17 protein-coding genes and 1 pseudogene are annotated in these 23,110 nt (G+C 68.7%); 7 read left to right on the forward strand and 11 right to left on the reverse strand.

Annotated elements, in window-relative coordinates; all coding sequences use genetic code 11:
• Window positions 1–323 precede the first annotated feature (323 nt).
• From E7Z54_RS06285 to E7Z54_RS06315, 7 genes are all read right to left on the reverse strand, one after another.
• Window positions 324–1,382: a zinc-dependent alcohol dehydrogenase family protein gene (locus E7Z54_RS06285; RefSeq protein ID WP_346763533.1), complete on the reverse strand. Its 1,059-nt coding sequence runs from the start codon at window positions 1,380–1,382 to the stop codon at window positions 324–326.
• 29 nt (window positions 1,383–1,411) lie between these two features.
• The gene (locus tag E7Z54_RS06290) at window positions 1,412–2,812 is read right to left on the reverse strand and encodes an MBL fold metallo-hydrolase RNA specificity domain-containing protein (protein ID WP_136432150.1); all 1,401 of its coding nucleotides are present in this window, start codon (window positions 2,810–2,812) and stop codon (window positions 1,412–1,414) included.
• Entirely contained in the window at window positions 2,809–3,897 is a 1,089-nt protein-coding gene (locus E7Z54_RS06295) for a DUF2157 domain-containing protein (RefSeq protein WP_136432151.1), read from the reverse strand. Before E7Z54_RS06295 ends, E7Z54_RS06290 begins: the two co-directional genes overlap by 4 nt.
• A 78-nt stretch (window positions 3,898–3,975) precedes the next feature.
• The gene (locus E7Z54_RS06300; protein WP_136432152.1) at window positions 3,976–4,740 is read right to left on the reverse strand and encodes a universal stress protein; all 765 of its coding nucleotides are present in this window, start codon (window positions 4,738–4,740) and stop codon (window positions 3,976–3,978) included.
• 8 nt (window positions 4,741–4,748) lie between these two features.
• Entirely contained in the window at window positions 4,749–6,179 is a 1,431-nt protein-coding gene (locus E7Z54_RS06305; protein ID WP_136432153.1) for a DUF4389 domain-containing protein, read from the reverse strand.
• Window positions 6,179–8,701, reverse strand: a complete 2,523-nt coding sequence (locus E7Z54_RS06310) for a cation-translocating P-type ATPase (protein WP_136432154.1) — start codon at window positions 8,699–8,701, stop codon at window positions 6,179–6,181. Before E7Z54_RS06310 ends, E7Z54_RS06305 begins: the two co-directional genes overlap by 1 nt.
• Window positions 8,698–9,261, reverse strand: coding sequence for a GNAT family N-acetyltransferase (locus E7Z54_RS06315; RefSeq protein ID WP_136432155.1), 564 nt, complete (start codon window positions 9,259–9,261; stop codon window positions 8,698–8,700). The genes E7Z54_RS06310 and E7Z54_RS06315 overlap by 4 nt, the downstream gene beginning before the upstream one ends.
• 222 nt (window positions 9,262–9,483) lie before the next feature.
• On the opposite strand from E7Z54_RS06315, the gene E7Z54_RS06320 reads away from it, so the two are divergent.
• Window positions 9,484–10,083: a CBS domain-containing protein gene (locus E7Z54_RS06320; RefSeq protein WP_136432156.1), complete on the forward strand. Its 600-nt coding sequence runs from the start codon at window positions 9,484–9,486 to the stop codon at window positions 10,081–10,083.
• 63 nt (window positions 10,084–10,146) lie between these two features.
• Here the strand turns inward: E7Z54_RS06320 and E7Z54_RS06325 are convergent, their stop codons facing one another.
• A complete protein-coding gene (locus E7Z54_RS06325; protein WP_136432157.1) occupies window positions 10,147–10,590 on the reverse strand; it encodes a pyridoxamine 5'-phosphate oxidase family protein in 444 nt (147 codons plus the stop codon).
• A 260-nt stretch (window positions 10,591–10,850) separates the two neighbouring features.
• Entirely contained in the window at window positions 10,851–11,615 is a 765-nt protein-coding gene (locus E7Z54_RS23990; RefSeq protein ID WP_276606205.1) for an MFS transporter, read from the reverse strand.
• Between the two features lie 526 nt (window positions 11,616–12,141).
• Between E7Z54_RS23990 and E7Z54_RS06340 the strand changes: the two genes are divergently transcribed.
• The 3 genes from E7Z54_RS06340 (at window position 12,142) to E7Z54_RS06350 (ending at window position 18,220) form a co-directional block, all read left to right on the forward strand.
• Window positions 12,142–13,038 carry a universal stress protein gene (locus tag E7Z54_RS06340; protein WP_136432158.1) on the forward strand — a complete coding sequence of 299 codons (897 nt, stop codon included), beginning with the start codon at window positions 12,142–12,144 and terminating at the stop codon, window positions 13,036–13,038.
• 159 nt (window positions 13,039–13,197) lie between these two features.
• Window positions 13,198–13,782 carry a hypothetical protein gene (locus E7Z54_RS06345; RefSeq protein WP_240769545.1) on the forward strand — a complete coding sequence of 195 codons (585 nt, stop codon included), beginning with the start codon at window positions 13,198–13,200 and terminating at the stop codon, window positions 13,780–13,782.
• A gap of 2,161 nt (window positions 13,783–15,943) precedes the next feature.
• Entirely contained in the window at window positions 15,944–18,220 is a 2,277-nt protein-coding gene (locus E7Z54_RS06350; RefSeq protein ID WP_136432159.1) for a hypothetical protein, read from the forward strand.
• Between the two features lie 430 nt (window positions 18,221–18,650).
• Here E7Z54_RS06350 and E7Z54_RS06355 read toward each other — a convergent pair whose 3' ends face one another.
• Entirely contained in the window at window positions 18,651–19,067 is a 417-nt protein-coding gene (locus E7Z54_RS06355; protein WP_136432160.1) for a hypothetical protein, read from the reverse strand.
• A gap of 472 nt (window positions 19,068–19,539) precedes the next feature.
• Here E7Z54_RS06355 and E7Z54_RS06360 point away from each other — a divergent pair, with 472 nt between their 5' ends.
• The gene (locus E7Z54_RS06360) at window positions 19,540–19,944 is read left to right on the forward strand and encodes a hypothetical protein (RefSeq protein ID WP_136432161.1); all 405 of its coding nucleotides are present in this window, start codon (window positions 19,540–19,542) and stop codon (window positions 19,942–19,944) included.
• A 780-nt stretch (window positions 19,945–20,724) separates the two neighbouring features.
• Here E7Z54_RS06360 and E7Z54_RS06365 read toward each other — a convergent pair.
• Window positions 20,725–21,212: pseudogene (locus E7Z54_RS06365) on the reverse strand (transposase); the annotation flags it as partial.
• A gap of 87 nt (window positions 21,213–21,299) precedes the next feature.
• Here E7Z54_RS06365 and E7Z54_RS06370 point away from each other — a divergent pair.
• On the forward strand, window positions 21,300–21,689 hold the full coding sequence (locus E7Z54_RS06370; protein ID WP_136432162.1) for a heavy metal-responsive transcriptional regulator: 390 nt from the start codon (window positions 21,300–21,302) through the stop codon (window positions 21,687–21,689).
• 240 nt (window positions 21,690–21,929) lie between these two features.
• Window positions 21,930–23,036 (forward strand): permease, encoded by a 1,107-nt coding sequence (locus tag E7Z54_RS06375; RefSeq protein ID WP_206056043.1) that lies wholly within the window; start codon window positions 21,930–21,932, stop codon window positions 23,034–23,036.
• Window positions 23,037–23,110: the final 74 nt, after the last annotated feature.

Genomic DNA, 23,110 nt, shown 5'->3' on the forward strand with positions numbered 1-23,110 from the left:
AGTCGTCCACCAGTTCACCGCTCTCCTCTCCGTGGAGAATCGCCCCCGTCCCCACTCCGGGACCCGGCGCGGTCCTCGTCCGGATCGAGACCAGCAGGTTGTGCCACACCGACATCCACGCCACCCGACGACCCGCCGATCAAGCCCCGTCATGCCACCGGTGTTCGAGCCGGCCGCGTCGCTGCGAGGCGGCACCGCCTCCTCTGCGTGGGCTTGCCCTTGGAAGGCGTAAAGCCCGATGGACCTGCCGATCTTCCGCACGGTCGTGAAGGGGACCTCCGTGGTGACTGTGCGAATCGTCTTCGAGCTCTGATTCGGTGCGATCACCGCGGGTCCGGCTCGTGCGGGCGAAACCCCGTGATCACGACGGAGCCGGACACACGGTCCGCGGCGAGGTCCGCGAGCGCGCTGTCGACCTGGCCGAAGCCGTACTCGGTGACGTGGACGTCCAACGGCACCCGGGTGGCGATGCGCAGCAGTGCCTCACCGTCGGCCCGGGTGTTCGCGGTGACCGACTGGATCGTGCGCTCCTGGAACAGGTGGCGCGGGTAGTCCAGCTCCGGTACCGCGCTCATGTAGATCCCGGCAAGCGCGAGCGTGCCGCCCCGGTCCAGCGCCTCGAGCGCGACGGGCACCAGCTCGCCGGCGGGCGCGAAGATGATGGCGGAGTCGAGAGGGGACGGCGGCTGGTCGGTGACCCCGCCGACCCAGGTCGCGCCGAGGCTCCTGGCCAGCGACTGGCCGCTCTCGCCCCTGGTCATCACGAACACCTCGACCCCGGCCGCCATCGCGACCTGCGCGGTTATGTGCGCGCTCGAGCCGAACCCGTAGATGCCCAGGCGCCCCGCCGGAGGGACGGCCGCGCGGACGAGAGCGCGGTAGCCGATGATGCCTGCGCACAGCAACGGCGCCACCTCGAGGTCCGACATCGAGGCCGGCGACCGGTAGGCGAACGCCTCCGGAACGACGGTGTACTCGGCGAACCCGCCGTCGGCGTCCCACCCCGTGTAGGTCGAACCGGGACAGAGGTTCTCGGCGCCGTTGCGGCACCAGCGGCACGACCCACAGGTACGTCGCAACCAGGCGACCCCCACCCGGTCCCCGACTCGGAACCGTCGGGCCGCACCCCCGGTCGCGACGACCCGTCCGACGACCTGGTGGCCAGGCACCGTGTCCGGGCGACGGGGCGCAAGGTCACCCTCGGCCAGGTGGAGGTCGGTCCGGCACAGCCCGCAGGCCGTGACCTCGACGAGCACCTCGTCTGGAAATGGCACCGGGACCGGGCGCTCCCCCAGTCGCAACGGACGAGACCCCAGCGCGCCAGGCGCGCGCACGGACCACGCCCGCATCAGCCGATCGGACGACGGAACTGCTGATTGCATGTGGTCACCTCTGCCGGTTGCGGAGCCCTTCAGTCGAGCCGGACTCGTTCACCGAGCCGCGGAGCGACGGCGCAGATGCCCAGCTCGTCCTCGATTCGACGTGCGAGCGACTCCGAGGCGTCCGGCTCGCCGTGGACGACGTACACCATCCGTGGCAGTGCCTGCGCCGAGGCCACCCAAGCCACGAGCTCGTCGGCATCCGCGTGGACGGAGAAGTCAGGGATGTCCACCACCTCGGCCCGCACCGGCGTGTAGCGCCCGTGCAGCTTGACGTGGCGTGCGCCGTCAAGGAGCTGGCGACCGCGTGTGCCCGGGGCCTGGTAGCCGGTCAGCACGACGCAGTTGCGTTCGTCTGGCAGCTGGTGGGCGAGGTGGTGGACGACGCGACCGCCCGTGGCCATGCCCGACGCCGACACGATGATGCAGGGAGAGTCAGGTGCGTTCAGGCGCCGCGAAGCTGTGGCATCGCGCACCGCGTGCAGGTCGAGCCGCTCGAGGTCGTCGAGCGCTCCGCACCGGTCCCCCCTGAGCTGAGGCGAGCCCTGGTGCAACGCGCGGAGGTAGACACCGAGGGCATCGAGCGCCATAGGGCTGTCGACGTAGATCGGCACCCTCGGGATGGCACCAGTCTCCTCCAGCCGCTGCAGCTCCAGCAGCACCAGCTCGGTGCGGTCGACCGCGAAAGCCGGGACCAGTACGACGCCACCGCGGGCAACCGTCCGGCGGATCGCGTCGCGGAGCAGGTCGGGGTTGGGCGGCGGATGGAGGCGGTCGCCGTACGTCGACTCCACCACGAGAGCCGCGGCTGCGACCGGAGGACCCGGAGGCCGCAGCAGGGGGTGGCCGGTCCGCCCGAGGTCCCCGCTGAACGCGACGCGACGGTCGCCCACGTCGATGGTCGCCGTCGCGGAGCCGAGGATGTGTCCGGCCGGGTCGAGCGTGACCGCGAGTGCGGCACTGATCTGGTGCGAGGCACCGTAGGCGACGTCCCTGAGGTGCGGCAGGGCGCGCTCGACGTCCCCGGCGGAGTACAACGGCAGCGCCGGACGGTGCCGAGACCAGCCCGCCTGGTTCGCATAGCGTGCCTCCTCCTCCTGCAGGTGTGCGCTGTCCCTGAGCACGATGCCGGCGAGGTCCGCGGTCTCCTGGGTGCACAGGACGTCACCGGTGAACCCGTCGCGCACCAGGCAGGGCAGGTATCCGCAGTGGTCGAGGTGGGCGTGCGTCAGCACGATCCCTTCCAGTGCGCCGGGATCGAACGGTGGCGGCTCCCAGTTGCGTCGCCGCAGGCTGGACGGGCCCTGGTAAAGGCCGGCGTCGACGAGGAGGGCCTCCTCCCCACGCTCGACGAGGAACCTGCTGCCGGTCACCGTCCCCGAAGCGCCGAGGAATGTCAGGACAGGGCTTGCGGAGCCGGTGAAAGCAGTCATGACGCGACCACCCCGACCACCATCAGGATCACGACAACGACTGCTGCGGACAGCGCGATGGCCACGAGGGGCGATTCCACGGCATGCGGGACGCGACTGCGGTGCTCGCGGTCCTCGTGACCCCTCGCTATCGACAACGCGCCCACGATGAGCAGGACGCCGGCGCCAAGGAGCGCCAAAGGAGCGGCAACCGAGCCATCGAACCAGCGCGCTACGGCGGTCGGAAGTGCCAGCAACAGGCCCAGCGCTCCGATGGCTACGAGCAGCAGGTCGCGCAGCAGCAGACCCACGGCGATCGCGCCGGTCGCTGTGAGCAGCGCTAGGCCTGACCCAGCATCGGTCGACATGCTCAGCCATCCACCCAGGACTGCGGCCGTCAGCCCCAGCGCCATGCCGGCGCGCGCCGGCCGGATCACCTGGCCCCACGAGAGAACGAGCCACACGATGCCAACCGCCCACACACCGAGGCCGGGGAGCCGACCGGTGTCGTCGACCTGGACGACCGTTGTCGCGGCGGCTGCCGCCACCGTGAGGATGGCGACCAGGTGCTGGGCCAACGTCGGGCTCCGCAGCCACAGGACAATCGCCGGCACCGCGGCCCCGAGGGTGGTGACGAGAGCTGCGTGGTTCTCGCTCATCGCCCAGCCGTCGGCGGCCACGACACCGAGGAAACCCGCCCACGCCAGGACGGCGCCCGCCCACAACACGCCCCGCAGGCGGCGTCCGGCTTGGCCTGCGCGCTTCGGCACCGCGGCGCCGGCTGTCAGCAGGGCCGCCGCTGCGGTACCGACCAAAAGAAGTCGCGAGACGAGGGTGAGGTCCGCCCAGAGCTGGCCGGCGAGCAATGCCGCGGCGACGAGCACCACTACTCCGCCGAGGTAGCCAAGTGCCTCCGGGAGCAGCGACGGTCTCGCGGGGTCGCCTGCCGGGTGGCCCGAGCGGCTCTCGTGTGCTTCGATCCGTCGAGCCTGCGCCTCGGTGATGATGCCTTCAGATACCCAGGCATTCAGCCGGTCCACCAGCTCGGGACCGCGACCCATGTGGCGGGCGCGGACTACGCCAGCCTTTGTCACGATCGTTGTCATGAGCTGCCCTCCGCCGAATAGGTGATCGCGGGTTCGATCCTTCGACGGTAGTTCCGTCAGAGACCCGGAGTCAGGGTCCTAGGTCCCGACCTGTGAGGGCCGCGAGCCCATTCGCGCGAGGTGATGCGACCGCCGGCAGGTCGCGACGGGGCAGTGCGCGCGTCGCAACAGCTCGCGTGCCACTGGAGCGAGGCCGCCTGCGGGAGCCCGTGCGATGACGAGGAGGTCCGCGAAGCGGCTCAGCTCGACGAGGTCGTCGAGACGGTGCCGCGACCGGATGTGGACCTCCTCGACGACGCCGTCGGGCAGGAGCGATCGCAGCTCCGCGTCATCGGCTGCATCCACGTCCGCGCCCGCACCGCGCACGATCGTGATGCGCGGCACCGTCCGGTGCCACGGTGCCCAGAACTCCGGGACGACGACAACAGGCACCGAAGCGCGCGCGGCGAGGTGCGTGCTCAGCGAGCCTGCGAGCAATCGGCGTGGCCGCGAGAGCGAGCGCCGCATGACGACGACGACGCAGGCGCCGTCTGCGAGGCGGACCAGCCCGTCGCGAACCGCTCCGGTCCACTGGACGCGCTCCGTCTCCAAGGCCTGCCGAGGGGCCGACTCCGGGCGAATCGCGCCGACTGAGGCGGCGTAGCGTACGGCGGCTTCGAGCTCTGCCAGGTCGGGCGTCAGGATCTGGTCACCGACCGCCGGTCGTCCCTCGCGGTCGACGTGGACCAGGCGCAGGGGCTTCCCCATGCGGAGCGCGAGATCGGTCGCGAAGACGAGACCGGCGTCCGGACGGTTGCCGGTCGCGACGCACGCCATCACTGGGCGGACCCTTGTCGTGCTCATGGCGCGGCTCAGCCGCTCTTGGGCCGAAGAGCCGCCCGAAGCCCGACAGCGCCGGCAGCTCCCGCAAGGACGCCGCAAGCCAGCAGCGCCAGAGCGACCTCACCGACCCACGGCACGCTTGCCCCGACCCGGACGTCGACATCGACCGGCGCCGCACCGTCCGCGCGCATCACCGCCACGGCCCACTCACCAGGATTTGGGTCGACCACCAGCGCCTGGCGACCTCTGCCCTGCACCGACTCCACCCAGATGTCGACCGTCCCGGGCGCCACTGGCCGTGCGGTGCCGCGGTGCTCGACGTACCAGACCTCGCGACCCTCGATGACCTCCCGGACGGCGGAGTAGCGCACGTTGTCCAGGTAGGTCCGGAGGTCTTCGCTCTCGGCGACACCGATGAACACCTCGTGACCATCCGCCCGCGCCTCGATCTTCACCTCACCGACCAGACGGTCCGGCAGCTCCGAGTACCGCGCAGGCAGCTGGATCTCGATGTCCTCCGAAACGACGGCATGGCCCTCACTCCGGGCTCCGACCGCGACCCCCGTGAGGAAGCCGTCAGCATCACGCGCCGTGGAGTCGACGAGGCGGAGCGCGAGACCCCCGAGCAGAAGGAGCGCCGCAACGAGGATGGCCAGCGACGCGACCACGACTGTGAAGACCCGTCCGGCGCCCCAGTGCGGCGACGGAGGCGGCTGGTGCGAGTACTCGGGCGAGGTCGTCGGTACGGACTGCACCCCGGCGTCCGCGCCGGCGGTCACCCCCATTCGGGAGCGGTCCAGGGCGAGGCCGCCGGGCTCGTCGCTCCCCTGATCGAGGCGGAACGGAGGATAGGTGTCGGTCATCAGGCTTGCGTACGTCACGACCCGGATGACCCATCGATTCAGGCCCAGGACCAGGTCGAACACCGGGCGTGGGTAGCTGCCGGTCACCAGGAGCACCACTCCGGCCACGATGACGAGGATCTCGATCAGTCCCAGGCCGCGGACGAACGGGACTCCCTCCGACGCGGCGTACCACCCGCCCCCGAGCAGCAGCCCGACCACCAGGTAGTGCGGGGTCGCGAGGAGCCACCACTTCACGAGCGCGAGACCGCGCGAGAGGCGCTCCGGGTAGGTGACCTCGAGGTCGGCGGGGTAGTCGGGCCGGGACTCCAGCGTGAACGGCGGGTACTGGTCGGTGCCGAGCCCGCCGTACGCGTAGTACGCGACCCGCCAGGTCCAACGCAGGACGCCGACGTTGAACTCGAAGATCGCGCGGGGATAGCGACCGCTCACGAGGATGGCGCCGAGGGCGACCGCCGTGAGCACCACGTAGGCCGCCCAGAGGAACACGAGGATGACGTAGTGGGGCAGCACCGCCGCCCACTTGACCGTCCACAGCCACCGGCTGAGATCGGGTTGGAGCGTGGCCCGGACGGCCACCGGGTAACTGGAGCTCATCAGCGAGCCTCCTTCTTGATGATGACGGGTAGGCCCCGTCGCGCAAGGGCGACGACGACCCCGGGAAGTGCCGCTGCGAGCACAACGGCGCCCCAGCCCTGGACCGTCAGCATCTGCGTGCCGAGCAGCCCCTGCAGGGGCGACCAGGTCAGGGCGAGCACCTGCAGCGCGGCTGCGATGACCACGGCGACCTCGAGGCTGCGCTCGCCGCGCTCCTTCCCAGGCCGGGGCGCCCGGAGGGCGAGAGCCACGCCGAGCTGCGCGAGGCCGAGCGTTGCGAAGACCGCGGACGGGACGTGCCACTCCTGGCCGTCGGCCAGGATCCCGATGCCCAGGCTGGCGGCGGCGATGAGGGATCCCGTGGCCACGATCCTGGAGACGAGGCCGCTCCCCAGCACCGACCGCTCCGGCGAGGGGGACGGACGTCCCATCAGCCTCGAATCAAGAGGCTCGCCACCGAAGGCCACACCGGGCACTCCGTGGGTGATCATGTTGATCCACAGGATCTGGGCGGGCAGCAAGACGATCGGCATGCCGAGGAACGGAGCCAGCAGGATGACCAGAACCTCGGCGAGGCCGCCCGAGAGCCCGTACTGCAGGAACGTGCGCACGTTGGCGTAGATGCGACGGCCCTCGCCCACGGCGGTCACGACGGTTCGCAGGTTGTCGTCGGCCAGGACCAGGTCGGCGGCCTGCCGCGCCACTTCCGTGCCACGGTCACCCATCGCCACCCCGATGTCAGCCCTCCTGAGGGCGGGAGCGTCGTTGACGCCATCACCGGTCATCGCGACGACATGGCCACGCGCTTGCCAGGCATCCACGATGTCGACCTTCTGCTCGGGCCGGATCCGCGCGTACACGTCGATCGACTCGACGTCGGCGAGGTGTTCGCCCCGGCCGACTGCGGCGCCGTCCGTGACCCCGCCGCCCGTCCGGGCGATGCCCAGCTCGGTGGCCACCGCCAGCGCCGTTGCCGGGTGGTCGCCAGTGATGAGGATCAAGCGGATGCCGGCGTCCTGGCAGGACGCCACGACCGCCGCCGCGTCCGCTCTCGGGGGATCGACGAGGCCGACCAGGCCCACGAGGTCCAGGGCCTCCCTTGAGCCGGTCTCGGTGTCCGCGACGGCCAGGACCCGGAACCCCGCCTCGGCGAGTCGGCTGGCCTCGGCCTCCGCCTCCAGCACGGCGAGTCCCGGCTCGACCATCTCGATCAGCACCTCGGGTGCGCCCTTCACGACGGTCAGGCGGTTGCCGTGGCCGTCCTCGTGGACAGTCGTCATCGACCGTCGCTCGGCGTCGAACGGGATCTCGTCGACACGACACCACTGGCTCGGCAGGGTGAGCAGATCCTCGTCGTACTTCGCCGCCGCGACCAGCAGGGCGCCCTCCATGGGATCACCGATCACCGACCAGCTGTCACCGTCCTCGGTCAGCCGGGCGTCGTTGCATAGCACGAGGTCGCGCAGCAGCTGGCGCGCCCTCCCGCGGGCGTCGCCGCTGCCCTCCAGCGCTCCCCCTCGGTCGTACGCCGCGCCGGTGACCTCGCAGGCACCCTGACGCGTCCACAGACGGCGGACCGCCATGCGCCCCTCCGTGAGGGTGCCGGTCTTGTCCGAAGCAAGCACCGACACCGATCCCAACGTCTCCACCGCTGGTAGCCAACGGACGATCGCTGACCGACGCGCCATGCGATAGGCACCCAGCGCGAGTGCGACGGACACGACCGCGGGAAGGGACTCCGGGATTGCCGCAACGCCGAGGCTGACGGCCAGGATCAGCGAGTCGGCGAAGGACCCGCCCCGAGCGAGGGTCAGCAGGAAGACGAGCAGGCAGAGACCTGCGGTCAGCACGACCAGCTGACGGGAGAGCCTGAGTAGCCTCTGCTGCAAGGGCGTCGCCCGGACACTCGTCGACGCGATGAGCTGGGCGATCCGCCCCAGGCCGCTGGCCGCGCCGGTCCTCACCACGACCCCGAAGCCGCGGCCCCGGGTGAGCACCGTGCCCGACATCAGCTCGTCGTCAATGGCGCGCGCGACGGGTTCCGACTCACCGGTCATCGAGGCCTCGTCGACCTCGACACCGACAGCCTCCACCAGCTCCATGTCGGCCGGCACGATGTCGCCGGCCTCGAGCCGGACGACGTCTCCGACGACGAGGTCTCGCGCGGGCGCCTCCCGCACGACGCCGTCCCGCCGGACCAACGCGCGCGGCGCCGCCATCTCGCCGAGCGCGGCGATGGCGTTCTCAGCGCGAACCTCCTGGATGACGCCGATAGCCGTGTTGACCACCACCACCGCCGCGATGATGATCGCGTCGGCGACGTCGCCGAGAGCGAGCACAACCACGAGGGCCAGGCACAGGACTCCCGACATCGGATCCGTCAGCTGGGCCGCGACCCGCCAGACCAGCTTTCGCGGCTTCGCCCTGGGAACGTCGTTGGGTCCATCGCGCTCGAGCCGACGCTGTGCCTCCGCCGAGGTGAGTCCCATCTCGGTCGGCGGCGCCGTGTCCACCGCCGTCATCGCAGCAACCGGGCTTCGCGCTCCGCCTCCGCCGCCTGCGCCTCTGCGGTGACGGCGGTGTCGAAACGATAGATCTCCACCCCCTCCTCGATGCACCGGTTGAGCCGGAAGCCCGCATCGTCCAGCACCCGCAGCATGCCCTGGTTGGACGGCAGGACGTTGGCCTCGAACTCGCGGATTCCGCGGTCCCGCGCAAGCGCCGCGAGGTGCTCGAGCAGCAGGGTGCCGAGACCGTGACCCTGGAAGTCGTCGGCTGCGAGGAACGCCACCTCGGCGACATGGGGCAGGTGGGGTGGCAGCGGTTCAGCGGTGGCGAACCCGGCGAGCCGCCCGTCGACCTCGGCCACCAGCGCGAGCTGGTACGGCTCCTCCAGCACGTGGTCGACGTACTTGTGGGCCGCGGCGCGGGCGAGCGTGAAGAAGCGGAGCTGCGCGGACCCGTCGGAGACGCGGTCGTGGAGATCGTGCAGGGCGTCCGTGCCTTCGGGCGTCAGCGAGCGCACAACGGCGAGGGATCCGTCGCTCAGGAGGACGTCAGCTGCGGTGCGATCGATCGTCATGGCACCCACTCTCCGAGGGGTCAGGCTCCGTTGCGAGGGCCGAAGGTCCTGAGCGCGAGGGCACTCGGGACCGTCGCGGCATACCCCCGGTCGCGAGCAGCGAGTGAGCACCGACTGTCGTCCTACGGGTGGTCCACCTGCCTACCCGGCAGTGACTTTCGACCCTGTCGGCGGGCGGCCGGTCGCGCGAACGTGGCACCAGGAACTCGAAAGGAGACGACGATGTTGGTCTTCGAAGTGATGACGCAGGAACCAGTGGCCGTGCGACCCCACACGCCGGTCAAGACCGCTCTCGGACTGCTCGCCCAGCACCGGGTCACGGCGATGCCCGTCGTCACCACAACCGGAAAGGTGTGCGGCGTGGTGAGCGAGGCCGACCTGGTTCGCGACCTGCTCCCCCGTGACGCCAGGGCCTACGAGATCCCACCTGTCGACCAACGGAGCCGGCCGGCCACGGTCGAGGAAGTGATGAGCCGGCACCCGGTGACCGTCTATCCCGAGACCGACGTCGTCGAGGCGGTCGACCTGCTGACCTCCACGACCGTGAAGAGCGTCCCGGTGGTGGACCGCCGCGGTCACCTGCGCGGCGTCCTCAGCCGCAGCGACATCGTGCGCCTCCTCGCCCGGGCAGACGCCAAGATCCAGAGCGAGGTCGATGAACTCCTCCGGTCCGCCGGCCTCGACGGCTGGCTGGTCGACGTCCAGGACGGCGCCGTTCAGCTGCTCGGCCCGGAGAACTCCAAGGACACCGTGGCTGCGCGGCTCCTTGCAGCGACGGTGCCGGGCGTGGTCGAGGTGACGATCAGGTCGGACTTCGCCTGACCCGAGGCCGACCTCTCCGGGCCACGGCACCCGTCCCACCAGCGAGCAGCGCGTCAGTTTGAGTCATCGCCACACTCTCCGCACCGGCATCTCTGCGAGCGGGCTCCACCCGTTGCCGACCCGCCGTCCGGTGAGAGTGATCCACCGCAATCTGATCCATGATTCGGGCTCGCGGCTGACCCACCGGGGCGGGCCGGGTACCCGGCGCTCCTCGTCGGTGAGCTGACTCTCTGTGACCCGCTCTGCGCGACCACGAGCAACCACCGACCAGCCGTGGCCTTGCTCGTAGCTCACCTGGTCGACCTCGAACACGACTGAGCTACCGTCGGCGTAGCGGTCCAGGAGTGCTCCCGGTGCGGTCCGCACCAACACCGCCTCCCCAGCGACCACGTAGTTGACCGGCACGATCTCTGGGCCAGTCGGCCTGGTCAGGACGAACCGGCCGAAGGCGCCGGCAGAGAGCAGTTCCTCGCACTCGTCGTAGGTGAGTTCCACGATCTCGGACATCTCCCGATCGTCCGCCGGATGGAGGCCAGCGAGGAGGGCCAAAGGTCCCGATCTGAACAGGCACTTCGCTCGTGCATCCCGCGTTCCGTGCCCTCCGTCGGTGACAGGAAAGCCGGCCCGGTCGGGGTCGCGTTGGAGCCGGCCGGTCAGCAGGCGCGGCCCGCCACGGTGAGCAGGACGACCGCGTCGCCGCGCGCCTCCAGGTCGTGCGAGCCGGTGGGATGTGCAAGTAGTCGCCCGCCGATCCCTCCCATGTCTCATCACCCCTGTGAAGGCGGACGTCGCCGCGCAGCACCTGCAAGGTGGCCTCTCCTGGAGAGTCGTGCTCCCCCTAGCGAGCGTCCCTGAGCCAGCGCGATCACGGTCTGGCGCAGATCATGTTCCTGGCCGCCGTAACGGTGACCGCGGCGCGACCGCTGCTCGACGCGCGTGTGTCCACAATCAACTCTTCCGCCAGAATCGTCAGTTGCCCGGTTGGCCGCGTCGGCGGGCTCCAACCCATGGGCGGTCTTGAGGTAGGCCGGAAGGTAGTTAGGGAAGGCGACGTAGCCGCCGAACGCAACGGCGCAGAGCAGGCAGGCCTGCCAAGTGATCGACAGCCGGGCGTTGGTCGACAGCCGGTTCACGAACGAGCCCGCAGGGATCACCCTGCTCGGCGCGTCGCGGAGCATCACCCAGGCGGCCACCGCGTACACAGCGAGCGCGGCAGCGGTGAGAAGGAAGGGGACGCTGTCACCGGCGTTCTCGTACAGCTTCACGGTGGTGAGTGCGCTGATCGCCGTGCCGACCATGCCGGCGCCGATGACGCCGACGGCCAGGCCGCGAGGCTCGGGCGGGAACCACGCGTTGACGAACGGCACACCAACCGCGAACGCTGTGCCGCCGATCCCGAGGAAGAACCCCGCGACCAGCAGCCCCACGTAGGAGTCCTGACCGAATAGGCCCGACGTAGAGGAGGGGGACGATCGTCGCTGCCGAAACCAGCGGGAACATGACGCGCGCGCCGTACCTGTCGGCGAGCGCACCAACCGGAATCCGGCCGAGGGCGCCCACGATCACCGGCACCGCGACCAGCAGTGCCACATCCGACTCCGAGATCCGACCTTATCGCCCCGAGGCCCGATAAAGGGGTCCGAGGAGCGCCCACGCTTAGAGGTTGATCGCAAACCCACGGTCGCCAGGGCGAGGATGCCGTACGGCGAACAGGGGCCCTCCGCCACGCCTCGGCAGGTCACTGTGTCGGCACCCGAGCGTTCCGTCACTACCGCGACCCTCCTTGATGGGTGGCACCACCACGGCAACACTTCCTCGCGACGGAAGCGCGCCGGCACAGGTGCGGCGCGCTCACGGCACGAGGTTTCGCCGAAAGGTCAACAAGGGTCAGAGGCTCCGGACCCGTCACGGAGGGACCAAAGTCCATCCGACGTCGGGTCCCGCGGACGTCGATCGAACTCTCGTCGCGGAATGCGCGTCCGGTCGTGGGTCCAAGGTCCCCTCGGTCGAGGAACTCCGACCGTACTCCGCGGACGTTGAACGGACCAGAGTCGGGGCATGAGCCTCGCCTTGGAACCCGGAACCATCATCGTTGGCGTCGACGGCTCGGCTGACGCCGACCGGGCGCTCCGCTGGGCCGCTGTGCAAGCATCCCTGGAACGTCGGCCCCTCGCCCTCGTGGCTTCCGCGAGCCTCGACCAGTTGGGCGACGTCGCCTGGGCCGGCGTCGGCGGGTATGTCGTACCGGCCACCGACCTCGTCGAGCGGGCGCAGGGAGTGGCTGAGAAGGCGGCCGCCGCCGTGCGCCGCCTCCGAACTGGCCTGGCCGTGACCGCCCACGCCGCCCAAGGTGACCCTCGGGTGGTGCTCGTCGGCCTCTCCCGCAACGCCCACCTCCTCGTGGTCGGATCGCGCGGTCGCGGAGTGCTCCGCAGCCGACTGCTCGGCTCGGTGAGCACCGCTGTCAGCCGACACGCCCACTGCCCAGTGGTCGTCTGTCGCCCGGAGTCCCCGGGGAAGGTGCGTCGAGGTGTGCTCGTCGGCGCGGACGGCACAGCCGAGGGACAGGCGGTCCTGGAGTTCGCCTTCCAGCACGCCTCGATGCACAGGCTGCCGCTGACCGTGCTCCACTCCTTCAGCGACGTGGTCGCGGCGCTGCACGGTGCCCACGTCGTGAACGCGCTTCAGGAAGACCTCGAGGAGGAGCGACTCCTTCTGGCCGAGGCCCTCGCCGGCTTCTCGGAGAAGTACCCCGAGGTCCACGTCGAGGGCCTGCTCGCTCGCGGGCTCGCCTATGAATGTCTGGCGGCCGACTCCGAGCGCTGGCACCTCGTCGTGGTGGGACGGCACCCCACGGAGTCGCTGGGACGAATGGTCTCCGCCACCGTCGCCACGGCGGTGGTCGAGCGGGCCCACACGACGGTCGCCGTCGTCCCCGTGCCAGCGCCGCACTGAGGGCCCATCGGCACCCGCAGAGCGGGACCAAGTACCCACGCAAGCGCTGTCCCTCGACCCTGCACCAGGCGCCCGGCAACCGGAAGGGTTTGTGTCACAAGAAGCCACAAGGACTTCAACCACCCGGGGCCATCGGCCCCACGACCAGGAGGCCATGAGATGACCGCCGTGCAGCACCACTCCGACGCCGACGTCCTCGTCGAGCGAGACGTCGTCACCCACGAGAACGCCCGCCGAGGACTGGCCGTCGTGCGGATCGGCTTCGGCCTCACCTTCCTGTGGGCCTTCTTCGACAAGCTGCTCGCCCTCGGCTACGCCACCGGCAAGAACGCCGACACCGGCGTCGTCGACCGGTTCGGGCCAGACGCATGGATCAACGGCGGCAGCCCCACGTTCGGGTTCCTCACCTTCGGTGTCCCCGAGGACAACCCGTTCCGCGAGTTCTTCAACAACATCGCCGGCGACGGCTGGGCCAACTGGCTATTCATGATCGGTCTGCTCGGCATCGGCCTCGCACTCACGTTCGGTGTCGGCATCCGGATTGCCGCCATCACCGGCGCCGCGCTCTACGTGGCGATGTGGATGGCGTCGCTGCCGCTGGAGAATAACCCCGTCCTCGACGTCCACCTGCTTGGTGCCGTCACCGTGGTGGTCCTGGCCCTCACCCTCGCCGGCGACACCTGGGGTCTCGGCAAGCAATGGGCCAAGATGAAGTTGGTGCGGAGGTTCCCCGTCCTGCGGTGACCCCGCATCCGCAACCAACGACCGGAGTCCGTGAGCCTAGGCTCACGGACTCTGTAGGTTCGCCTCCGTCCGAAGGTCAGCCGCGGTGCCGTGAGCGCCCCGACCCGGATCATTAGCCGTGCTGCCTCAGTCCCAGGGACTCGGTAGCCGGACAGGCGATCTCAGACTCCCAGCACACTGACACCGTCTGGATGGACCGAGGACAGAGGGAGCCTGACGGCGCGTGGTCTCCATGATGGCGGGTGCGCGGCCGCACTCATCTGCCGCTGTCGGGGCAAGCGGACCACGCGGTGACAGGTGACCACCGGGCGTTGACCGGTCCAAACACGCTCGTGTGCAGCACCAGTAGTTGTGCGCCAACCTCTTGCGCTCGTCTTCAACATGACATCGGCCGCGGCATACGAGAGAGCCACGACGTCGCCGTCTGTGCGGTCCAGCTACTCGATCAGTAGCGACCGCTCACAGGCGGGAGGTGGGCGCACCAGCGGCGGTTGTAAGAAGCACCTCCGCGTTTGAAGGGGAATCGAGCGAATTCGCGAGGGATCACAGCACTTCGCAGGAGAGGACTGGGTTTTCCCGGTTAGACGACCTGCCCGAACGAACGACCACCCCATGTCCGGTACAGGCCGAATGCAGTGAGTTCGCGGAAAGTCGGACCTCGTGAGCGTCTGCATCCAGTCGACGTCCCGATCGAAACGCCATTCGGCCGATCGCTCACTCATCGAACGTCAACCCGTGATCACGCAGTTTCCGGATGTCCTCCGGACGAAAGCGCACATTCCTACCCATGCGGACTGACGGGATGCGCTCGGCCCGCGGCGCGATACATCCAGTCCGGCGCGACTCGGAGGATGGCTGCAGCCTCCTCGACCAGCATCAGTGGTTCGATCGTCGCGACCGCTTGGGACGCGGCGTGGCGGGAGCCCGAGCGATCGGGCCCGGCCCAGGTCACCGGAGTTCCCCCTTTCTTCCCGAGAAGTTCGATCTGCTCGACCAAACGTCGACGGGCCTCCTTCCACTCCCGAAGGTGATCCTCACGAAACTCGGTGACGAACTGACTGAGGTAGTCCGCGGTCGGGCGCTTCGGAACCTCCCTGACCCATCGCTTCAGCAATGTCTTGGTGGCCCGCGCAGAAGTCTCTCGGCGGCCGGGACATCGGTCTCCGCGGGACGACCGGCGCTTCTCTGTACGGCGATCAGCGTCTGGTGCTGGGCCCACTCCCGTTCGAGGTAGAGCCTGTGCGGCCGTCGTGCGCGGTTGATCAGATCACGGATGTCCTTGTGCGAGAGCCAGCCACGGAACTCGACGTTCTGCCCGAAACGAGATGGCGGGCGGCGAGGAGCGGGCGCGCGCGATGTGGGCGGTCGCGCCAGTCTTTGTTCGGCGCACTTGAGTTGGACACAGGTGAAAAGTCTGAGTCCTGAATATGTGCGCTCGTTGTCCTCGCTACTTGCGCGCCTCGAGCGGCTCGGGCTCCTTCTTTCGGAGAGGGTCGCGACGCTCGCGTCCAACGATAGTCGGCCTTCTGACGAGGAACTCGCGGGCGCCTACTGGCGTCTGAGCGACTTTGGTTACGGCGTTCTGGACGAGCTATGGCGCATCGGCGATGATCGACGAGTAGGTCCACCGTCCCAGCTCGGACCTGCCGAGCTCAGCCCTCGTCTCGCACCTGTGATGTCCTGAGACATCACAGGGTAGCGGGGGCAGGATTTGATTCTGCGAACTCTGGACGCCTTCGAGAACATGACGAGCGCCACTGCCGAGTCCCGGAAGCTACGGAAGTCCTCCGCGTGGTGAGGGATTCGCCCTCGCTTCCAGTCTTCATGTTACCGGACTGATGTCGAGGAGTGCCGGTCGTTTCTGGAGTATAGATGGACACCGCTCGAAACGGTCGACCCAGCTCGATGCGAGCGGTATCAAACCTGAGTGCGCGTCAACTTGGCCCGTTCGGGCAACACGGTTCGCGCGAATGGAGGTTCGTCGAGTCCTGCCAGTGATCTGAGGCTGGTTGCGAGACTGGTCCATTGCGGCCGAGGAGTCGTCATGGGAGGCGAAATGCCCGCGCACGCTTCCCCGAACCCGGTTCCGCGGCAGCAGAACAGTGACGGGGAGTCGACGCGTCGAAGCCGAGTCGGCGACCCAAGCCAGTACGTCGCGCCGGTGAATCGGGCCGCCTACGTGCTCGGCCTGCAGGGCTCCGCCGGGAACCGTGCGACGACCTTGCTCGTCAGCCGGCACGCCGTCCAGCGCGACCGCGCCGGCGCGGGCAGGCCAGGCTCCGACGACGCCAACCGGTTCCTCGTGCACTACTTCGTCGGCCAGGGCCACCAGCGCCGGCGGGACATCGACGGCATCGCCGCCGGCTTGAAGGAACGAGTTCGCGGCCAGCAGTACGGACTGGTCCGCGCGGTCGTGCAGGAGGTCGAGGCGCGGATCGAGGACAACGTCGTGTCAACGCTCATGAACCTGTTGCTCGACGTCGACCTCGGGCGGGCAGCAGAGTCAGGCGACGGGCGGGCAATGCTCGACGTCATGTACGACGCGCTGGTCACCGGGGACGTGAGCAGCGCGGAGCGGAAGTCCAGCACCCGGATCCTGGATGCGAAGCGCAAGCAGGTGCCACAAGACACATTCCTGAGCGGAATGGACCGACGGATGATCTTCCCGATCCGCAACATCGGGATGACCCGGACGGCGAGCGCCACCTTTCGCGCCGAACTCCTGCCGAACGGCAAGGTGAAGGTCCGGTACACCTCGATCAAAGTCGACCAGTACCAGATGTTCGCAGACGACCTGAAGACCCTCGGCGGTTGGAGCGCGGTGAGAGAAGGGCTCGTGCTGGAGCCCGAGCATATCGTGGCCGTGCGCCTACACGACGAGGGCCTCACGACGCCGGTCGACATCCCCGCCCTCGCGCTCATCGACTACGGTCAGCAAATCCAGGACAAGACGCTGAGCACGGCCGCCACCGCGTTCTTCCTCGGTCTCACGGTCGGTCTCGGAGCGTTGGGCGGCGGTGCGATCCGCGGGGCACAGACCCAGATTGCGAAGGGCAAGGCGTCGAAGGCGGCGCTGTGGGGCGCGCGCGGGCTGGTGTGGGCCGAGCGTGCGGCCTTCGGCATCCAGGCCGGTGCGTTGTTCATCAACGACCGTCGTGACTGGATCCTAAAGAACTGGCCGGACGGCGGTCGCACGCTACTGGACGCGGTCGACACGGCCAACCGGATCGCCGGCTTCTACGGCGCCTGGGGACGGCTGAGCATCGAGTCCATCATCGCGCTCCGGACCAAGGCATTGGCCGCGTCGCAGGCATGGAAGTCCTCGACCGCCCAACCGCGCGCCCTGAAGCCGCAGGAGCGGCAGACGGTCAAGGCCATCGACGACGAGATCGACCTGCTCGCGGCGGAGCTCCTCCACGCCCAGCAGCTCGCGGCCAGGCACCCGGCGCCCGCGCCCAGAGGCCGGGCCGGATTCGGCGACTCTCCTCGGGTGGTCGAGGCGAGGCGCCCACCGCGGATCGATACGGCCGACGCCTACGAGCACATCAAGCGCGACAGCGGAGGGTTCGTGAAGCTGAAGCGGGACGGTCACGCCATCGTCTGCCAGCGCTGCGCCGAGACGCCCTCCTGGTCGGCGGGGATCGAGAAGGACTACCGCAAGGAGCTGAGGGACCACGCCGCCGCCCCCTACCGCACCCGGCTCGCCGATCTGAAGCTACGCGAGACGGCCACACCGGCGTCGGAGGCGGCGGCGCGAGAAATGCTGGCCCGGGAGTTCGGAGCTCTCGTCGATGATCTGGACGCGTTCCGGATTCGCGCGCGCATCATGGAGCGCAGCCACCTCGATCCGCAGCAGGTGGACGCTCTGATCCGGCTCTCCGGCGGGCAGCCGGACGTCGTCGAGGGGCTCCTGCACCTCGCGCGGTACGACCACCGACGCGTACGCGCACTCCTCACCTGGTCCTCGGCGAACGGGTCGCCGGCCAGACGCATCTGGGAGCTGGCCAAGAAGTTCGAGAAGCGAACCGCCGCACCGAAGACGCCGTTCTCGTCCACGCGACTCGGGCCCTACGCCACCGAGGCGAACATCTCCCACTTCCTGGAAGCGCACCACTACAGGTACTTCGAGCCGGACGCGATCGCCGGCCGACCGCCGATCACGACGATGTGGTCACCGAAGGTCACCGTCCAGGACCTCGAGAACCATCTCCTCGAGGCCGTCGACAAACTCAAGGCGAGACCGTGGCACCCGCGGCCAAACGAGATGAGCACGACGGTCAAACTGGACAACGGCGTCGTCGTCCAGCTCGGCGTGCACCACAACGGCTACATCGGGCAGTTCTATCCCGTATCTGGCCCAGCTGACCTGGTCGAACAGGTCGCCTGGGACGAGCTTGTCGAAGCCTTCGGCGTCCTCTTCGGGCAAGCAGCCCGCTGAGTCGCTGACGATCCGTTACCGGGACGCGGGTGGCAGAGGAAACCCGCAGGCACCCGCACGGCAGTCGACTGACAGCACGTCGGCTTGGAGAAGCGGGCAGCCCCTCCTCCAATGAGACCGTGCCGCCGCGTCATACTGCCACGGTGACGCCGGTGGTCTAGCTCGCTCAGGTCATGGCGGCTCCGTGCTCAGAGAGCAGGATGGCGCTCTGCAACGGAACGAGGGATCCGCATACGTCGACGGAGGAGTCTGATCGGTAATGCCGCATCCCGCGGCTCAGCGTCCGGAGGTGAACTTGCCTACGTAGAGACCATCGAGGCCCGCAAGCGGTCCGGTCGAGGGCGCCTGAAGAACGAATGCAAGCCGACGGCCGTCCGGTGCCGGGATCGATTGATTGGCCTGCCCACCGATGGCGCTGACGTGGGTCAACCTACGCACTCGGTTGGAACCGTCGAGTGCGACGACGAAGAGATCGAAGGGCCCGCCGGCCAGTTTCACTGCGCCGAAGAGTCCACTGACGCCGCGTGCCGGATGCGTGTCCGAATGCGCGGTTCGACTCTTCGAGGCCGAACCGCTCGCCCGGAAACAGGTGCGTCTCGTTGTGGGGACGGTCGCGGTAGAGGCGTCGCGTCGCGCCCGTGGCGAGGTCTAGCTCGAACATCTCGCCGTTCACCGGCAGCTCGAAGCCCAAGCCCCAAAACATCACGGCCGCGTCGTCGCGGGCAAAGTCGTACGGTTCTCCATAGCCGCCGACCGATCCGCCCGCCCGCGGTAGCGGAGTGGTGATCGCACGTTGATTGACGATGGCCGCGCGCTGTCCGTCGTGCACCAGCTCGCCGAGCCTCATCTGACCGAGAGGGTCGCAACTCCTGACCATGCGATTCGGAAACTTTCAATCGAGGGTGCGGTTGCCACCTGAACCCGCCCTTCTCGGAGAGCGGCCGCGCGATGTGGGTCGTTGCTCACCGACGAGGGGGGCGGATGTGACCCGTGCTCGACTCGACGACTCGTCCACGATTCAGGACCTACAAGGCTGTCTCGAGCAGCCGGGTGCTGGTCGTCCTCGTGACAGCCGCCCTCTGGGCGTTCGGACACCGGGACCCCACAACCCCTAGCAACGGCACAGCCCGCCCACCTTCACCGGTGGGCGGGCTGTACGTCTTTTACGGCCCGAGGGGGCCGTTCGGAGGGATTGTCTAGGCCATTGGCCCTGGGTGCCACGCAAACCTGCGAACCCAGGGTCTGGGACTGCCTACGTTGAGCCCCGAGCGACCGGGACTCACGGGGGTACTCGGGCTCCACTCGGAAGGTTCGATCCAATGCAGAAGTCCACCAAGATCATCGCCGCCGCCAGCGCGGCAGGGTTCGTCGCGTTCAGCGCGTCCGCGTTCACCGCGACCAGCACCGTCGACGACGCGGCCATCAACGTCGGCTCAGTCGTGCAGACCGTCAGTGGCGCCACCATCACCAACGTGGCCCACACCTACACCGACTCCACCGACACCACGACCGCGATCTCGGCCAAGGCCGAGCAGCTCCTCTCCACCGCCACCGGCGTAGTCAAGGTCTCCATCAACTCCGGCACCTCGCAGAACTGCACCGTGACACTGACTGACGTCGCCCCCCTCGGCACCGACGAGGGCGCCTCGGACTACAGCACCCTGAACTGCGACATCACCGACGTCGCGAACGTGACCAACGTCCGATTCATCGTCAACGGCTGAGTCAGAGCCTGAGGCGGGAGCAGGCCGCTGACGCATACCCCAGCTCTGCCGGTGAGCCTGTCCCCCGCCGGCAGTAGGCGGCTACATCTCGGGTAGCGCCCACGCACCCGCGAGCCGCCGGTCGGGTGGGGCCAAACCCCGGCCCCGCCCGACCGACGTACTTCCCACCCGGCCAAGTTCCTCTCCAACGAGGACGCGCGCACCTCACCGTCGGAACCTCCGCCGTGACCTGCCGGCCGTCCCTTTTGGCAATCCTGGCGCCTTGGTCCCGGCAGCGTCTGTGGTCCTCATCGCCGGGCAAAGCCCTATCAGTCGCTCTCGGCCCTACGCACGGCTGACCGAGATCGGCCAGACCCCGGCCCGTCTAAAGCAAACGGCGGCCGGGGTCGCCCGCTGGCTAGCACCACTCACGCCGAAGCCATCAGGTTCCTGGCCTTCTCCGCGCTCCCGCGTCATCGGCGCCAGCGGCACCGGCCTCGTGCCGCCGAGCTGACGTGCCGTGCCCACCCCAACAGCACCCCCTCCTTACCCGAATTTGGGTATACGGATGGCCAGTTCGGGTTACCGGCCGACCATGCCCAACGCGAGCGCCGCCTTGATCGCCGACGCCGTCCAGGAGCGCGCCCGAGACCAGGCCGCCTGAGAGAACTCCGGCCACAGCGCACCTCCTCCCGGGCGGGGTGCGCTGTGGGCCGTCTAGGGTCACGCCACCACCAGCTCGACCCACGCTTCCGCCACGCCTGACCGGTATCTGGGCCGACCTCAAGCTCGCCTACTTGCTCATCTTCGACGAGCACCCCGACCTGGGGCCACGTCCAAGGACGTATCCCGAACCGCCTGGGTGGCGGTTGTGGGCATGATCAGCTCGTATTCAGCCGGGGTCAACCTTCCGAGCGCCGCCTGTCGTCGACGACGGTGATAGGTGCGCTCGATCCAGGTGACGACCGATCCGCAGTTCCTCGCGGGTGTCCCAGATACGGCGGTTGAGGACGTTCTTCTGCAACAGCGAGAAGAACGACTCCATCGCGGCGTTGTCGCCTGCGGCTCCGAGCGGCCCATCGATTCGACCATCTCATGACGGTTGAGCTGGTGGACCAGCTTCCTGGAGCGGAATCGCGATCCGCGGTCGGTGTGCGCAGGACACAGCCGGCCACATCAGCACCCTCCGCGCGGCGGCGGGCGACGGCGTTGTCGAGCGCCGCGACTGCGATGCGGGACTTCATCCGTGAGTCGATGGAGTAGCCGACGATCCGGTTGGAGTAGACGTCCATGTTGGGGATAACCGTTAGATGCGGCCATACTGGACCTTCCAGTAGAGGGGAAGGTCAAGCCCGAGTCGGCACAGGGAGGCAAAGGTGCGGATCGGAGAACTCGCCCAGGCAACGGGCACCACCACCAAGACCCTGCGCTTCTACGAGAATCAAGGTCTCCTACCCCCGGCCGAGCGCACCCCGGCCGGCTACCGGGACTACACCGACGACATCGTGGCCCGGCTCGACTTCATCCACCGCGGCCAGGCCGCGGGCCTGTCGCTGGCGCAGATCCGCCAGATCGTCGACATCCGCGGCGCCGGCGAGGCGCCCTGCGAGCACGTCCGAACGCTCCTCGACACCCGGCTCAGCGACCTCGAGCAACAGATCAACCAACTCATCGCGCTCCGCGAGACCATCACCCAGCTCCGCGACCAAGCCGCCCAGGTGGAACCCGACACTTGCAGTGCTGACCAGGTCTGCCGCTACCTCTAGTCCAGGCCGCAGGTTCCTGCTGCGGCCCGGCCATCACCGCCGCCGCCGCGGCGGCAATCGGCGGTGAGCCCGGTTGATGCGCAGGTGTTGCCGACGGAAGGTAGCTCGACGATCGGCGACGAACCACCTGGGTGCGGGGGCGGGGACGGCAACGCGCACCCGACGTGGCTACATATGACGGACGGCCACTGACCAGACAACCCATGGTTGAGGATCTGATTCGGACGGAGGATGGTCAACATGCTGGGAATGGTTTGGGACTCGATAATCACTGGCGCTGGGCTGTTCTGGCGCGCCGCTTGGGCGCTGGCGCTGGGATATGCCATCAGCGCCGCCATCCAGGTCTTCGTATCCCGCCGGGCAGCGGCGGAACGACTAGGCGACGGGAGCCCTGCCCAACTCGGCCTCGCGGCACTGCTGGGCTTCGTCTCCTCGTCGTGCTCGTTCGCCGCGCTCTCGGCTACCCGCAGCCTGTGGACCAAGGGCGCCGCATTGACGTCGGCGCTGGCGTTCATGTTCGCGTCTACCAACCTGGCGATCGAGGTTGCCGCACTGGCCTTCATCTTCCTGGGCTGGCAATATTCGCTCGCCCTCTTCGCCGGAGCACCGATTCTCATCCTGGTGATGGCGGTCTTGGTCAGGCTTACCAGGCCGGACCAGCTGGCGGCGCGCGCGCTGGAGCAGGCGGAGCAGGCCTCCGGAATGGACATGGATGCGGCCGAGGGACTGCCACAGCGGTTCAGCGACCGGGTCCGAGACGAGCGGTCGTACGAGAATCTTGGTCGCGCCTACTTCGGTGAGTGGCGAATGGTCTACAAGGAGCTCATCGCCGGCTTCCTTGTCGCCGGAGCTGTGGCGGCGCTGGTGCCGGCTTCGTTCTTTCAGGCACTCTTTCCCCAGGGTGATGCCTGGTACGTGCTGCCGCTCCAGGTCCTGCTCGCTCCTGTACTGGCTGTGCTCACCGTCATCGGCTCCATGGGCAATGGGCCCCTGGCCGCCATCCTCGCCGAGCACGGAATCATGTTCGGCGCCATCATGGCGTTCCTGTACTCCGACTTCGTCGTGCCGCCCGCGCTCAAGATCAACGCCCGCTACTACGGCTGGAAGTTCGCGGTCTATCTGGGCTTAATCTTTGCGGCGGCGGCGGTCGTGACAGGCATCGTTATCCACGTCCTCTTCGCGCTGCTGGGTCTGATCCCCGGGGGCGCCCGCAGTGTCGAGGAGATGGCCACGTTCTCTATCGACTACACCTTCTGGCTCAATCTGGTCTCCGTCATCGTGGTGGCGGTCATGTTCGTCTTGGGCCGACGTGCCAAATCGCGGGCCCGTGCCGGCGTCGGCGGCTGACCATCGCGGGACCGAGGTTTCTCGGGCTCACAGCTGGTGTCGCGGCTGAACGTTGGGGACTTGGAATCGGGAGA

This window comes from Nocardioides sp. (assembly GCF_004803405.1).
GTDB lineage: Bacteria > Actinomycetota > Actinomycetes > Propionibacteriales > Nocardioidaceae > Nocardioides > Nocardioides vastitatis.